Below are 15,524 nucleotides of genomic sequence, written 5' to 3'. Positions count from 1 at the left end.
AGCGGGAGTTCCGTTCTTTCCTATGACTCCCTGGATGTTGGTGACTACGACCTCGAGGTGACGATGATCAATCCGTCTGGATCCACTATCGACTTCCCGATGATGGAGATGGTGAACATATTCAGCGACCTGGCGAGCACGGGTACGGTGGCTTTTGAAGCTGCGGACCTGCCAAGTCTGGGAGTGCCTTCCATCAGTGCGGGGTCCGAGACTACGAGCACCGGCGATGCGGTGTATGCCTACCGGCTGGTGACGCTGACCGTGCCGAAGAGCGGCTCGAGGCTGTACTACACGACCGACGGGAACGAACCTGGGTTCTCCGACAGTGACGGGACGATGGTCCCCGACAGTTCCACGACGGAGTACACCGCACCGTTCGAGCTGAAGGCTACGGACAGCGCGGTTACCAGCACGGTCAAGGCGATGGCATCCAAGGATGGCTATGTTGACTCGCAGGTGGCGACTGCCAGCTATACGGTGAACGGGACGGGGGAGACAGGGACGGTCATCACGCCGCCCTCAATGGTCTCGAACGTGGTCCTCACCCAGGATGCTGCGAACCCGTTGCAGTTCAGCGTGAGCTACGATACGCAGGGGACACCGAAAGAGACGGTGAGCTGGTACATGGACACCGAGGCTACGGCTGCGGTGGACTTGGACACTGATGCTGACAGCAAGACGTTCACCTCGGACCTGCTTACCGAGGGACGGCACCAGGTCATGGTGAAGATTGCCTATACCGACGGTACTGAGTCGAAGACTGCGTTTGCATCGAAGCGGTTCGACGTGAGCCAGACGGCAGGTCCGGTGCTGAGCCTGACAGAGGGAGTACCCCAGACGGTCACGCTATCAAGCACGACCGACGGGGCTACGATGCATTACCGGTATGCGACGGGAGGGGACGACCCGAGCGGTGCATATACCGAAGGAACATCCTTCACGGTTACGTCAGGAGTCTCGTTGAAGGTGGAAGCCTATGCTATCAACTACGGGTTGGAAGCCTCAGCTGTTGTATCGGCAGACTACGAGCCAGCGACGACACCGATCTTCAGTCCGAGCAGTGCGACCTTCACCGATAGCCAGGAAGTTACGATTACCAGTACAACAGGATCGACGATCTACTACACGACCGACGGAACAACGATTCCTACGACCGGCAGTTCCTCGATTGCCTCAGGGGAAAGTATAACGCTCAGTGAGACGACCACAGTCAAGGCGATAGCAGTGAAGGAAGGGATGGTCAATTCGGCGACAGCGGAAGGGACCTATAAGAAATTAGTCTATGCCATAGGGGATACGGGACCTGCGGGAGGAATCATATTCTATGTGAATCCGAATGCAGCAACTGATGGCTGGACATATCTGGAGGCTGCGTCTGCGGATGAGCCCGGGCTGCATGTATGGGGAGGCTATAATATATTGATAGGAAGTACAGCCCAGGGGAGGGCAATCGGGACAGGGAAGGGGAATACCACAGAGATTGTATTAAAATATGGGATAGCGGAACCCTATGCAGGAAAGACTGATTATGCGGCGAAGTTATGTTATGACAAGACAGTGACAAACAATGGAGCAGAGTTCGACGATTGGTTCCTGCCGTCGAAGGATGAACTGAACTTGATGTACACCAATAAAAGTGCAATCGAAGGTTTCGTCTCTGCTTGGTATTTGAGCTCTTCGGAGTACGATTCATGCTACGCTTGGGTCCAGAATTTCAGCAATGGTGGCCAAAGCTACTACGGCGGGAACTACACCCTTGGCTCTGTTCGGGCGGTGCGCTCATTCTGATGAACTAATCAATTATGTACCTATTTTACTCTATGAGGTGCAGGGACTTGTTTCCCTGCTACCCTCCAGATTTTCTTGATCGTTTGTGAATGTGAATGAAAGAAAGAACGGAATTGTACGAAATGAAGATGTTTTGGTTACTTGCTTGACGAATATGAGAATGCGACCGGGTCTATGTGGTTCGGGTGTTTGAAAAAGGAAAAAGAAGTGAAAACGAGAATGAAAAAGGATTCAATTTCTTGCATATACATAGTGTTGCTGCTGGTCTTTGGGCTGCTTCTTGCATCCTGCAGCCAGCCCGATGCCACAGGCTCGGTATCCCTTTCCCTTGACAATTCCAAGTCCATAGGACCGGGCAGCAGTGCTACGGTCAGTTCCATCAGGTTTTCCGGTACCAAGGGCGACGGGACTGTATTGCAATCCCAGCTCCTTTCCTTGGGTGACGGAGCCAAGGTTGAGGGCATCACGGTAGGGACCTGGACATTCTTTGTGGAAGGATTGAACAGCGAGGGCACAACGATAACCGAGGTCGCCACACAAAACAATGTCAGCATAGAGTCGGGCAAGCAGACTCAGGTTTCCTTTGCATTGAGGTACCTTGCCACAGGGAATGGAGACTATAGCCTTACGGTTACCTGGCCGCAGGGACTTCCTGCTTTTGAGAAGGTCGAGGCCACGGTAGGAACTGAAACCGAAGAGGGAACGGTAACAAACAACTCTGCACTGATGACAGGAACGAAACCAGTGGGGGATTACTCAATTGAAGTAACCTTCACCAACAAGTCGGGGACGACGTTGACATTCCCCTATCTGGAGATGGCGAACATCTTCAAGGGACTGGAGTCGAAGGGGACGATTGAACTGGAGGATGCAGACTTTCCTCAGGCAGAGGAACCGGTAGTGACGGTAACTGACATGACCGGGGGTAAGCAGGTAACCATTTCTGGCGGTACGAGCGGAGCTACGATCTACTATACGACCGACGGGACTGATCCTTCCTCAAGCAGTACCAAGGAAATCTATACCAGTGCAATCGGACTGACCAGTGCAGGGACGAAGACAATCAAGGCGATTGCCAGTAAGCAAGGCTTGATTGACTCTACGATTGCAAGTACTGGTGTGACTGTATTGCAGGCAACGACGCCGGTATTCAGCCCGAGCAGTGCGACCTTCAGCGATAGCCAGAAAATTACGATTACCAGTACTCCTGGATCGCTGATATGCTTCACGACCGACGGAACGACTGCTCCTACTCTCAGCAGTTTCGTGGTTGCCTCGGGGGAAAGTATGGTGTTCAGTGATACGACCGTAGTAAAGGCGATGGCAGTGAAGGAAGGAATGGTCAATTCAGCAATAGCGGAAGGGATTTATACCAAGGAAGTGATTTATGCCATAGGAGATACGGGACCTGCAGGAGGAATCATTTTCTATGATAGAGGCTCCTCCAGTGGTGAATGGCGGTATATGGAGGCAGCCTCGGCTGATGAATCAGGGCCATATGCTTGGGGAGGTTATGGAACATTATTAGGAAAAACATCAACTGATATGGGAAAGGGAGAGGTCAATACAAAAACTATTGTAGCAGCACTGGATGCCTTAGGTGAGTCAAATTATGCAGCGAAGATATGTGATGACAAGACAGTGACTATCCTTGGTGTAACGTATGATGATTGGTTCCTGCCTTCAAAGTATGAACTAAATCTAATGTACAACAAGAGGAGCCTTATTGGTGGTTTCAATGCTAGTGTTTATGTGTGCTCATCAGAGATGGATGCAACTTCTTCTTGGTATCAGGATTTCAGCCAAAGTGGCGTAGCCGGCAGTGCCAATAAAAAAGTTGCATTTCTCTATATTCGGGCAGTGAGGTCTTTCTGATGAACTATTCAACTATGTATCTATTTTACCATGAGGAGGTGCAGGGACTTGAGTTTCCGCCTCCTTCCGGATTTTGTTGATCGTTCGTGAAAAGAAGTGTAGGAACAAACGGAAACGTATAAAAATGATGTTTTCGTTATGTATTAAAAAATATGTGAACAACAGGAGTCAGTAGGTGCTGGCTTTCTAGTGGGAGATGGTGAAGTGAGGGGATATCGAAAATCGTTGAAGGCAGCCGGTTGTGTGTTGTTGGCCTTGCTGGGGCTTTGTCTGGTTTCGTGTCAGCAGCAACCGGAGATGGAGGGTGGCTCTTTGGCTCTGTCCATCGTTGATTCCAAATCGATACTCCCTGCCAATACGAGAGTGACGTGGGTGTCCATCAGGGGAACCAGAAACAACGATTCCTCCATTATGTTTGAGCCCCAATTCTTCGAGCTCGGGCAACCTATAGCGATAAACGGGTTGTCAGTAGGGACCTGGACGTTTACCGTGACTGGCTACAACGGAGACCCTTCCGATGGAGGAAAGATTCTGACCCGTTCTTCCTCTGACAGTGATGTGGAAATCAAGTCCGGCAAGACGACGACAGCCTCGTTCGCTCTGCAGTATCTGACACAGGGATACGGGACTGCAAAAGTTACGGTGACCTGGCCGAACGGTGCGAACCTTGCGGTGAAGGGGACCTTGACGTCCGGTTCCACTACGGTGGATACGACAGTTGCCCTATCCACGAGTGGGAGTTCTGTTCTGTCCTATACCTCCCTGGCGGTAGGTGACTACGACGTTAAGATAACGATGATCAATCCTTCAGGGACAACAATCAGTTTTCCGATGATGGATATGGTGAACGTATTCAGCGAGCTGGAAAGTATTGGTACTATTGCCCTGGAAGCGGTGGATTTCCCGAAGCTGGGTACCCCGACACTTGATGCGGGATCTGAAACAACAAGTTCCGGCGATACAGTATATGCTTACCGACTGGTGACGTTATCAGTACCGAAGAGTGGTTCCTCCCTGTATTACACAACCGACGGGAACGAACCGGGGTTCATTGACAGTGACGAGACGATGGTCCCTGATATTTCGACAACGAAGTATACCGAACCGTTTGAATTGAAAGCCACGGACAGTGCAGTGACGACAACGGTGAAGGCGATTGCAACCAAGGATGGCTATCTTGACTCACAAGTGGCAACGGACAGCTATACAGTAAACGGCATAGGGGGAAGCGGAACGATTATCACCCAGCCAGCTCTGGTCTCGAACGTGACCCTCACACAGGATGCAATGAACCCGTTGCAGTTCAGCGTAAGCTACGATACGCAGGGGACACCCGGAGAAACACTGAGCTGGTACGTGGATACCGAGGATACGGTTGCCGTGGATATGGACAATGACACTGATAGCAAGACATTCACCTCGGACCTTCTTACCGAGGGACGACACCAGGTGATAGTGAGAATAGCGTATATGGACGGGGATGAGGCAAAGACTGCGTTTGTCTCTAAACGGTTCGACGTGAGCCAGACCGGAGTGCCTGTGATTGACCTTTCTGGAGGAGATACGCAATCGGTAACACTGACAAGCGCAACCGAGGGGGCGACGATTTACTATCGGTATGCGACGGGAGGGGATGACCCGAGCGGGGCATACACAGAAGGTACGAGCTTCACTGTTACTGTAGGATTATCACTGAAGGTGGAAGCCTATGCGACCAACGATGGATTGGAAGCCTCAGCAATTGTATCGGCAAACTACGAGCCGGCGACGATTCCGACTTTCAGTCCGAGCAGTGCAACTTTCACCGATACCCAGGAAGTTACGATGGCCAGTGCAGCTGGATCGACAATCTACTACACGACCGACGGGACGACAATTCCTACGACCAGCAGTTCCTCCCTTATTTCGGGAGGAAGCATAACGGTAAGCTCGACGACTACGATACAGGCGATGGCAGTGAAAATTGGTATGGTCAATTCGACGACAGCTGAAGGAACCTATACCCAGGAAGCTGGTTACAAAATAGGTGATGAAGGCCCCGCGGGAGGAATCATCTTCTATGTGAATACGGATCACACCTATGGCAGTTGGACATATCTGGAGGCAGCAAAAACGGATGAGGGTACCTATAAGTGGGGAGGTTTTGGTACTGAAGTAACGGGAACCTCAGAGGCAATCGGAACAGGGGAGACAAATACCGAGGCAATAGTAACAGTTATTGATAAATTAGGTGAGACTAATTATGCGGCGAAGGTGTGTTATGACAAGACCGTGACCTTCGACGGTACAACGTATGACGATTGGTTTCTGCCCTCACTGAATGAACTGGAGAAGATGTACCTCAATCTGTTTAAAAATAAACTTGGAAATTTCAAAGCTGAGGATTTTTATCTAAGCTCTTATGAACGAAGTCAAGGAGAGGCTTGGGGTATGCCTTTCACTTCTGAAGAGACCTTCGCCTATACCGGCAAAACCACTGATTCTGCTAATTTCCATGTCCGTGCAATACGTTCTTTCTGATGATTATCCATGTATGTGTTTGATTCCTTTTAAGAATGGTGCAGGAACCTGTTTCCCTGCTACTCTCCAGAATTTTGTTGATCGTTCGTGAATGTGAATGAAGAAAGAACGGAAATGCATGGAATGAAGATGTTTTAGTTACTTGCTTGAAGATATGAGATACGACCGGGACCTTGAGGTTCAGGTGTTTGGAAAGGGAAAGAGCCAGAAAATGGAGAAAGAAGTGAAAAAGGAAACAAGAATCAAAATGAGAAAGAATTCAATGTCTTGCATATCCCTCTTGCTGATACTGTCTGTTGGGTTGCTTCTTGCATCCTGCAGCCAACCTGATGCCACGGGCTCGGTATCCCTTTTTCTAGACAATTCCAAATCCATAGGACCTGGCAGCAGTGCCACGGTCAATTCCATCAGGTTTTCCGGTACCAAGGGCGACGGGACTGTATTGCAACCCCAGATTCTTACCTTGGGAAATGGGGCCAAGGTAGAGGGAATAACCGTAGGGACCTGGACATTCTCCGTAGAAGGGTTAAATAGCGAGGGAACAGTGATAACTGAGGTCGCGACGCAAGGCAATGTCAGCATCGAATCAGGCAAGCAGACCCAGCTTTCCTTTGCCCTCAGATACCTTTCTTCTGGGGAAGGAGATTACAGCCTGACGGTGAACTGGCCTGCTGGACTCCCTACATTCGAGAAGGTAGAGGCCACGGTAGGAACTGAAACAGTAGAGGGAACGGTAACAAACAACTCTGCACTGATGACAGGAACGAAATCAGTGGGGGATTACTCAATTGAAGTAACCTTCACCAACAAGTCAGGGACGACGATAACCTTTCCGTATCTGGAGATGACGAACATCTTCAAGGGACTGGAGTCGAAAGGGACGATCGAGCTGGAGACAGCAGACTTTCCGCAGACAGCGAAACCAGTAGTAACGGTAACTGACATGACTGGCGGAAAGCAGGTAACCATTTCCAGTAGTATGGGTGAATCTACAATCTACTACACGGCTGATGGGACTGACCCTTCCTCAAGCAGTACCAAGAAAACCTATACAAATGCCTTCGACCTGACCAGTGCAGGGACGAAGACGATCAAGGCTATTGCCAGCAAGGAAGGCTTGGTTGACTCTGCTGTTGCAAGTACAAGCGTAACAGTGGAACAGGCGACTATTCCTACTTTCAGCCCGAGCAGTGCGACCTTCAGCAGTACCCAGACAGTGATGATGACCAGTACTGATGGATCGACAATCTACTACACGACAGATGGGACAACGATTCCTACGACCAGCAGTTCCTCCATTACTTCGGGCGGAAGCATAAACGTCAGCGATACGACCACATTCAAGGCAATGGCGGTGAAGAGCGGGATGGTCAATTCAGCGACAGCGGAAGGGACCTATACCAAGAAATCAGTCTATGCCGTAGGAGAGACAGGACCTGCAGGAGGAAAAATATTCTATGTGAATACGAATCATACGTATGGTGCCTGGACATATCTGGAAGCGGCGCTTACAGATGAGCCCGGGACATATGTCTGGGGAAGCTATATGGACACAGGTGCAACCAGCTGGGGAATAGGGATGGGTAAGGGGAATACCGAGGCGATCGTGACCAAGTTGGGAAGTAGCTGTGCTGCTGCGAAAGTTTGTGCCGATAAGACGATAACATATAATAACGTGACATATTCTGATTGGTTTCTGCCCTCGAATGATGAACTGTACCAGATGTATATCAACCTGGACGCAAGCCATCTTGCAGGTTTCGTCTCTTCGCCTTATTGGAGCTCTTCGGAGAACGATGCAAACAACGCTTGGAACCGGATTGTCTACACTGGCAACTATAACCTCTACTCCAAGGACCACTCATTCTCTGTTCGGGCAATACGCTCTTTCTGATGATCTGTTTGCTTGTTTGGCTATGTGTAATAAGAGATTACAGGGGCTTTGGTTTCTGTTTCCCATAAGAATATTTATTGATTGTCAGGAAAAAGGCTTGGCAATAGGAAAGTTTGAATTTAGTGGAAGAAAATTAAGGTATTTGTTGGTATAATCCAACGATAACTTGCATGTCTGGATAACTATATTATTGGTGTTGAATATACAGGAGGGAAAAACTGTATGAAGGGGCTTGTGAAAATGAATGAATCAAGTATGGGTGCTGTCGATTGGCATGTCTTGCTGATCTCTTATGATAGAAGAGGGGGGTACTCTCTTCATGCATAAACGTGATACACAACTCATACTTCTGGTCATCCTTGAGGTAGTAATTCTCATGGCCACTGCTGCTATGCTTGCTCCTGAACGATGGCCAAAAACGGGAACAGTGGAATTGACAATGTCTATTCCACAAAATGAGCGACCTGCCTACCTTCGTGTGTCAGGCAAGAGCGGATCAGGTAAAATCCTGGAGCCTTCCGTCAGGCCTTTCTCTGCTGTTATTCCCATTTCTGATATTCCTGAAGGGCTATGGAATATTTCCCTGGAAGCTTTGGATACCCATGGTATTGTCACGGCACGTTCCACGCTGGAATCTATTCGGGTGAAGCAAGCTGATATATTATCTGTTTCCGTTACCCTTGCTCCTGTCTGGACCGGTTCCTTTGACATCGTGGTAACCTGGCCTCTGGATCTCGGAACCTTTACCAAGGCAGTGTTGACTTGTCCTTCTCTTGCACAAGTAGAAGCTTTACCTGTTCTTGGCCAAGATTATTATACTGCTTCCTTCCATGGCTATGGCCTGCCACTCGGAACCTATTCCTTCGACCTCATGCTATCCAATTCCCAGGGGGGCACCCTAAAGGTTCCTTCTTTCGATACATTCACGGTTACCCCAACTTCCCGGAAACATTCTTTCACGGAGGACTTGAGCAATTATGGATTTCTGTCTCATGAGTCGGTTCCTGTTCCCTCAGTCCTTCCTTCTGTTTCCTTGCCGCCGAATCCTGTTTCTGTTACTCTTACAAATGGCTTACCCCAAAATCTTGTCCTTGCTACCCCGGACTCAGGAGTTGCCGTTTATTATCGTTATGCATTGAATGATGAACCTCTACCTGAAACTTTTAGCGAAGGGCGCCTTGTAATCGTACCGGAAACAAATTCCCTTACGTTGGAAACCTATGCAGAAAGAGGTAGTGAAAAATCTTCGACTACCCAGGTTCGTTATGAAGCGGTGTCGGTTCCCTCCCTTTCCCTACCTGAGGGAACGTATTCGTTCTTCCCTTCTGTAGAAGTAAAAGGGGAGAATGTTTTGGTATCTATCGATAACAATGAATTCAACCCAGCCGAGGGATCGATTTCCATCGACCATGATGGCATGCTGCTAAAAGCCTATGCTTTTGGAGAAGGTAAACTCAATTCTCCTGTGGTTTCTTCGTGTTATCATCTCCAGGCGGCACAGCCTTCCATCTCTTTTTCTTTTGGGCAAATAATTTTGCATACGGATACCTCAGCGGGTGCAATTTACTATACCCTTGACGGGAGTCAACCCTCTATTTCCAGTTCTCTCTATACGGAGCCGATTTCCCTGTCCTCCTCTGCTACTATCAGGGCCCTGGCCAGTTGTGAAGGAATGCAGGATTCTCCTATTGCCTCCTTGGTGGTAAATGTTCCACAGGCTATTGCTCCCTATATTGCTTTGGAAGAAGGAGTGGTTGTTATTTCTTCCTCCTCTGATTCTTCCCTTGTCAAATATCATACAGCCATCGATAATGAATCTTTTTCACCATATGAGAAAGGACCTTTCTTTTCTCCTGAGCCGGGGCATTCTGTTCGGGTGGAAGCCTATGCCGAAGAAAACGGCGCAGAACCCTCTTCTGTAGTTGCCGCGTTCTTCCCAGTTGCCTTGCAACCTGTCTTTGAGGAGGACGGATCTTTTTTTGAAGAACCATTCGTCTTGCACTTGAAAGGTCCGAAAAGCCTAGTCTACCGCATTGATGATGGACCCTATATACCCTACGACGGGCCAATATCCATCGATCGAAACCTGACGGTTACGGTCATCGGACAGGGAGATGGCCAGATTGATTCCCTTCCTGTTTCCAGAAGTTACCGTATCAAGGTATCGACTCCAGTCATTTTGCTGACTCCCCTTGCAAATGGAACCAAACAGGTTTCCGTTTCTTGTGCAACCGAGGATGCTATCTTGACTTGCAAGGTAGGAGATCGGGAATTCAATTATAAAGATCCCTTCATTCTTTCACAAACATCGACAATACAAGTGGTTGCTACCAAGCAAGGACTTGTATCCTCCTCTGCCTCCATGGCCGCCGCTGTCGTGAGTCATGTCGATGCCCCTTCAGTTACTATTTCCAAAGGTGATGAGCAAATGGCCATACTTTCCTGTATTACGCCAAGGGCTACGATCAGGTACCGTTTGGGTAATACGGAATGGAAACGGATAGACTCTTTCATTGAAGGTACTCAGGTACCCCTGCTATCTGGCAGTCCAGCTACCCTGCAGGCCTATGCCAGTGTTTCTGGCATGATTGATTCTCCCTTTACGACGGTCCTGTTTCCTGTGGTTTCTCCGCCCTCCTTTGACAAGGCAGCCGGAGTATTCGAACAGCCGATAGCTGTCTTGCTGGGAGCCGGCAATGTTCGATATCGCATTGATGGGGGACCTTATACCGATTACGATGGCACCCCGTTACCTATTGATACCTCTTGTACCATTGAGGCCTATCGATGGGAAGAAGGCAAAGTCAACTCCAAAACGGTTGAGCATACCTTTTCCATAGAAATTGCTGAACCTGAACTGATTCTTCCTGCTGTCATGGAAGGGAAATTGGTGCAGGAGACTGAACAGATACCTAAAGCAATTGAGAAGGCTGAACCACCGGCTATTTTGCAAAAGGAAAATATAAAGAAGCTCGATGTTGTCTACACAGTAGGGCAGAAAGGACCTGCAGGTGGCCTTGTTTTCTACGATAAAGGGTTCTATTCACATAATTGGCGTTATCTGGAAGCAGCACCTGCCGATGAAACCATAACTGCCGAATGGGGACAATATGGAGCAACGGTGAAAACCAACGGTACTTCTTTAGGCGATGGCATGTACAATACTGTTCACCAGGTCATTGCAGATCCAGAGTCTCCTACGGCAGCCTGGATTTGCGACCATAAAGTTGTTGTCGTAGATGCTCATATCTATGATGATTGGTATCTTCCTTCGCGTGATGAGCTTGCCTTGTTGCGTTCGGCAGGAATGCTGACGGGATCAGATTACTGGAGTTCCTCGGAAATCTCGGCCACCATGGCCTGGGAAAACAGCGGAACTACAGATCTGGTTGGGCCCTACTATAAAAGTGCACTGCATGCAGTACGTGCAATACGTGCCTTTTAGGAGGGAAGAAAATGAAACATAATCGTTATGCAATGAATATATTCTTGGCTCTGTTGGTTGCTATGGGAATTTTCGGTTTGGTTTTTCCTGTGGCGTTGTTGTCGTTACCACCTTCCGCCATTCGATTATTACAGGTACTTCCTTCCTTGATTTTGCAAGTTGCCTTGTTTCTTTGGGCACGGATGATCATACGCAAACTTTCCTTGAAAAAGGAAAAGCGAAGACCTGTAAGATTGTTCTTTGATTTTCTGTTATCAATCGTAACAGGATGTATCATTTTAGGTATCGCGTTCGATTGGCCATTTATTATCGGTATTTGCAATACCAGGATCGATGGGGCAGGCATGCGTATGCTTGCTGTTGTTACTATGATTTATTCAGTAGTTACCATTTCCCTGATATTTGGTAACCGATTGAAGATTACGACCGTTGAGGCTATTTTCTATTCCTCTGTCCCGTTGATAGTCATCATGCTTGATGCCTTGTTCTTTACCAATACATTTTTCTTTGGCATTTCTGTTTCCACCTCAGCCCTGATTATCTATTTCTTGATTCAAAGTCGTCATTTCAGTTATGACCAGCTTACAGGTCTGCGAAATAGGGAGGCATTTCTCAATGAATTCGAGAAAAGCATTGACAGGAATCTGGAAGGGAGCATCATTCTCCTTGACTTGAAGGATTTCAGGTTTCTTAACCAGAAGTTCGGACAGGTAGGAGGAGATGAACTATTACAGGCAGTAGCCTCATATTTGCTGGTCGAGGTGGGTGAACGTTATGCCTTCCGTTTTGGTGGGGACCAATTTGCCATCATCCAGTATCATTCAAATATTGAGGATGCCTTGCAGGCTACGAATGTGCTGTTGAAACGATTTGAGGAGCCTTGGGCAGCCGTAGGTAGCATGATTTCCCTGGAAGTCCATTCTGCATTGGTATTTTTCCCCGAGCATGTAAAGACGATTGAAGAGGCCGTCAACGCCATTGCCTTTACCCTTACCGAGGCAAAGGCTTCCCATGGGGATGCCTTGACTATCTATGATACGAAGGCCCTGGTGAAGGCAAAACGAAAGCAGGATGTAGCGGAGGCCCTTAAACGTTACATGCAACTGGAACAGCCTCTCTTGTTCTTCCAGCCGGTTTTTCGTATTGCCACGGGAACCATGTACTCGGCAGAAGCCTTATTGCGTATCAATGATCCTGAACTTGGATCCATATCCCCTGTTGAATTCATCCCGATTGCTGAACAGAACGGCATGATCGTAGAATTGACGTACCGTATCATTCAGGAAGTTTGTGAGCTATGGAAACTGCTTGGGGAAGAGACAGGGGGACTGGAACGTATCATGGTGAACCTTTCCTCGATACATTTCTTGTATGACGACATGGCCCAACGGATCGCTGCCATTATCACCGAGAGTGGGATACAACCTTCACGCATTGGTTTTGAGTTGACTGAATCCATGGTCGTCGAATCGTTCGACAGGGTTGAACGGGTTATGCTTACCTTGACTGATCTTGGGTGCAGTTTCTATCTTGATGACTATGGAACTGGATATTCAAACATTGAGTATCTCATGAAGTTGCCGTTTGAGACAGTGAAGCTGGATAGAAGCATCATCATACATTATGTTGACCATGCGCAGGTGTTGGAGTCGGTTGTTTCGATGTTGCAGAAAATCAATAAACGAATCGTCGCTGAAGGTGTGGAATCTGAAGATCAACTGGTAGCCATGAAGAGATTGCATGTAGACTTTGTGCAAGGCTTTTTGTTCTCCAAACCGATGGCGATGCAGAATTTCATGAACTTGGTGAAGTCAGGAATCCTGAAAAACAATAGATAACGATATCTGTTCAGGTAAACTTTCAAAGATATCGTTGCTACTGTTCCTTTTGGTTATTTTTCAATAATTGGTTTCGTTCATGAGGGGAGTCCATCAAAGATTTCCATGCACGACGACTATGTGAAGAATCAATCCGAAAAGGATTGTTTTCTACTTGTTAAAGACAGCATAAAGTAGGTATGCTCAGCGACAGTAAGGATGGATTTTTTACATGGGAAAGGCCTCGTTTTTCACTGACCTTGCAAAAGAGTTTTCCGGTTATGATGTCTCGAAGTTCTCAAAGGATGTCCTGGCAGGTTTGACAGTCACTGCAGTGGCTTTGCCTTTGGCTTTGGCTTTCGGGGTCAGTTCCGGTATGGATGCCGCATCAGGGTTGATAACCGCGATTATCGCTGGTTTGGTCATAGGTTCCCTTTCGGGAGCTTCCTTTCAGATCTCCGGACCAACCGGGGCAATGGCAGCGATTCTTGCCGGACTGGCTGCCAGGCATGGGGCCGAGGGAGTCCTGTTTGCAGGGATGCTCAGTGGTGTCATTCTCATCGTTGCGGCAATCTTGCGCGTAGGGGCCTTGGTTTCCTATATTCCTTCTCCCGTTATAACCGGATTTACCAGTGGCATAGCTGTCATCATTGCCCTAGGACAACTGGACAACGTGTTCGGTACTGTCTCCAAGGGCGATAATGCCTTGTCTCGTCTGGTTTCCTATGGTTCTTTGGGTTTTCATCCTCAGCTCGGTACATTTTTCTATGCGATATTGGTCATTGGAATAATGATTATCTGGCCGAAGAAATGGAATGCACGGTTCCCGGCCTCTCTGCTTGGTATTATTGCAGCCCTGGTTTTTCAACTTACAATCGACTTGCCTGTTGCGGAAGTAGGGGAAATACCAAGAACCTTGTTTTCCGAGAATCGGTTGCATTTTGGAGACCTTTCGCTGGAAAAGGCCCTTCGGTACTTTTCGCCGGCGGTGGGCATTGCAACGCTTGGAATGGTGGAAAGCCTGCTTTGCGGGGCTTCTGCCGGAAAAATGAAGGGAGAGAAACTCAAGCCCACTCGTGAGCTGTTTGCCCAAGGTTTGGGGAATGTGATAATTCCCTTCTTCGGGGGAGTTCCTGCCACAGCTGCAATAGCTCGCACCAGTGTAGGCATAAAGAGTGGGGGACAGACCCGGTTGACAAGTATTATTCATTCCCTTGGTTTGCTTGCCTCAATGTTTCTCCTTGGTCCTTATATGGGCAGGATCCCCCTCGCTGCCTTGGGTGGGGTCTTGATGGTTACTTCCTGGAGAATGAACGAATGGGTTGCGATACGCAAGATTTTTGGAAGGAAAATCAAGACTTCCATTGCGCAGTACCTGGTAACCTTGTGTGCGACTGTTGTCTTTGACCTGACTACTGCCATTCTGGTTGGTATTGCCTTTTCCATGATCATGTTCGTCATCAAGAGCCACCGTCTTTCCCTTGAAGTGAATGAGGTTACCTGTGGAAATCAAAAGACCCAAGTGGTATATGTAGATGGTTCCCTGTTCTTTGGTTCCCAGGAGCAAATAACCTCGCAGATCGAGGCTTTGGTCGTGCAGGGAGCAAATCGAATCATCTTTTCTTTGCGTGGTGTTCCCAGTATAGATCATAGTTCGGTGGAGGAATTCATTTCCATCGTGGAGTACTGCAGGAAACGTCAGGTTCAAGTCCTGTTTTGCGGAGTTCAAAGTGGAGTCATGAGCATGTTCCGTCGTTTGGAATTTGCTTCCTACCTGGGTGAAGAATCGTTCTTTTCGAGCGCGGTGATTGCCTTGGAATCCTTGGCCTGACAAAATCATGGGAATCTACAGTTGCCACTGCACTATGCCTTGAATACCCTCAGGTTCCATAGTGCAGGAAAGAACTGTGGGAAATAGAAAAGGCTACCTGCTTGTGCACCTCTATGGTTTTCAAGAATTTGTATTATTCTAATGAATAGTTTACAAAATTTTGTAAACTATTTGACTTAGGGGTTCTGTAAGCCTAGGCCGATTCCATAGGTTCTCCTTTCCTGATTTATCCTTGGATTCATGGCGGTTCGAGCAGATGAATCCCTTTCTGAGGTGTCAAGTAGTTATTGACCAATCTCAAAGCGCCTTTAGAAATTATACATCCAACTGTTTTAGGGTATTCCAACTCTGGTA

Annotated in this window: 7 protein-coding genes; all 7 read left to right on the top strand. The window is 48.2% G+C overall.

The window, feature by feature from the left end:
* Positions 1 to 99: 99 nt before the first annotated feature.
* The 7 genes from ACHZBG_RS05385 to ACHZBG_RS05355 all read left to right on the top strand — a co-directional run bounded on the left by ACHZBG_RS05385 (position 100) and on the right by ACHZBG_RS05355 (position 15,170).
* Positions 100 to 1,788 carry a chitobiase/beta-hexosaminidase C-terminal domain-containing protein gene (locus tag ACHZBG_RS05385; RefSeq protein ID WP_320129229.1) on the top strand — a complete coding sequence of 563 codons (1,689 nt, stop codon included), beginning with the start codon at positions 100 to 102 and terminating at the stop codon, positions 1,786 to 1,788.
* Between the two features lie 207 nt (positions 1,789 to 1,995).
* Positions 1,996 to 3,663, top strand: a complete 1,668-nt coding sequence (locus tag ACHZBG_RS05380; RefSeq protein ID WP_320128425.1) for a chitobiase/beta-hexosaminidase C-terminal domain-containing protein — start codon at positions 1,996 to 1,998, stop codon at positions 3,661 to 3,663.
* Between the two features lie 204 nt (positions 3,664 to 3,867).
* Positions 3,868 to 6,183, top strand: a complete 2,316-nt coding sequence (locus ACHZBG_RS05375) for a chitobiase/beta-hexosaminidase C-terminal domain-containing protein (RefSeq protein ID WP_320128424.1) — start codon at positions 3,868 to 3,870, stop codon at positions 6,181 to 6,183.
* 154 nt (positions 6,184 to 6,337) lie between these two features.
* Positions 6,338 to 8,077, top strand: coding sequence for a chitobiase/beta-hexosaminidase C-terminal domain-containing protein (locus ACHZBG_RS05370; RefSeq protein ID WP_320128423.1), 1,740 nt, complete (start codon positions 6,338 to 6,340; stop codon positions 8,075 to 8,077).
* A gap of 319 nt (positions 8,078 to 8,396) precedes the next feature.
* Entirely contained in the window at positions 8,397 to 11,522 is a 3,126-nt protein-coding gene (locus ACHZBG_RS05365) for a chitobiase/beta-hexosaminidase C-terminal domain-containing protein (RefSeq protein ID WP_320128422.1), read from the top strand.
* 11 nt (positions 11,523 to 11,533) lie between these two features.
* Complete coding sequence (locus ACHZBG_RS05360; RefSeq protein ID WP_320128421.1) at positions 11,534 to 13,360, top strand: bifunctional diguanylate cyclase/phosphodiesterase; 1,827 nt, start codon at positions 11,534 to 11,536, stop codon at positions 13,358 to 13,360.
* A gap of 211 nt (positions 13,361 to 13,571) precedes the next feature.
* Positions 13,572 to 15,170 (top strand): SulP family inorganic anion transporter, encoded by a 1,599-nt coding sequence (locus ACHZBG_RS05355; RefSeq protein ID WP_320128420.1) that lies wholly within the window; start codon positions 13,572 to 13,574, stop codon positions 15,168 to 15,170.
* Positions 15,171 to 15,524 lie beyond the last annotated feature (354 nt).

Origin of the sequence: uncultured Sphaerochaeta sp., from assembly GCF_963676625.2 — a bacterium.
Classification (GTDB): domain Bacteria; phylum Spirochaetota; class Spirochaetia; order Sphaerochaetales; family Sphaerochaetaceae; genus Sphaerochaeta.
Note: the sequence above shows the minus strand (reverse complement) of the source record. Positions and strands in the feature narration are given on the sequence as shown.

Excerpts from the sequence above, each read along its gene's own strand:
- ACHZBG_RS05370 (WP_320128423.1), top strand. The coding sequence starts at position 6,338 with ATGAGATACGACCGGGACCTTGAGGTTCAGGTGTTTGGAAAGGGAAAG.
- ACHZBG_RS05355 (WP_320128420.1), top strand. The coding sequence starts at position 13,572 with ATGGGAAAGGCCTCGTTTTTCACTGACCTTGCAAAAGAGTTTTCCGGT.
- ACHZBG_RS05365 (WP_320128422.1), top strand. The coding sequence starts at position 8,397 with ATGCATAAACGTGATACACAACTCATACTTCTGGTCATCCTTGAGGTA.
- ACHZBG_RS05385 (WP_320129229.1), top strand. The coding sequence starts at position 100 with ATGATGGAGATGGTGAACATATTCAGCGACCTGGCGAGCACGGGTACG.
- ACHZBG_RS05360 (WP_320128421.1), top strand. The coding sequence starts at position 11,534 with ATGAAACATAATCGTTATGCAATGAATATATTCTTGGCTCTGTTGGTT.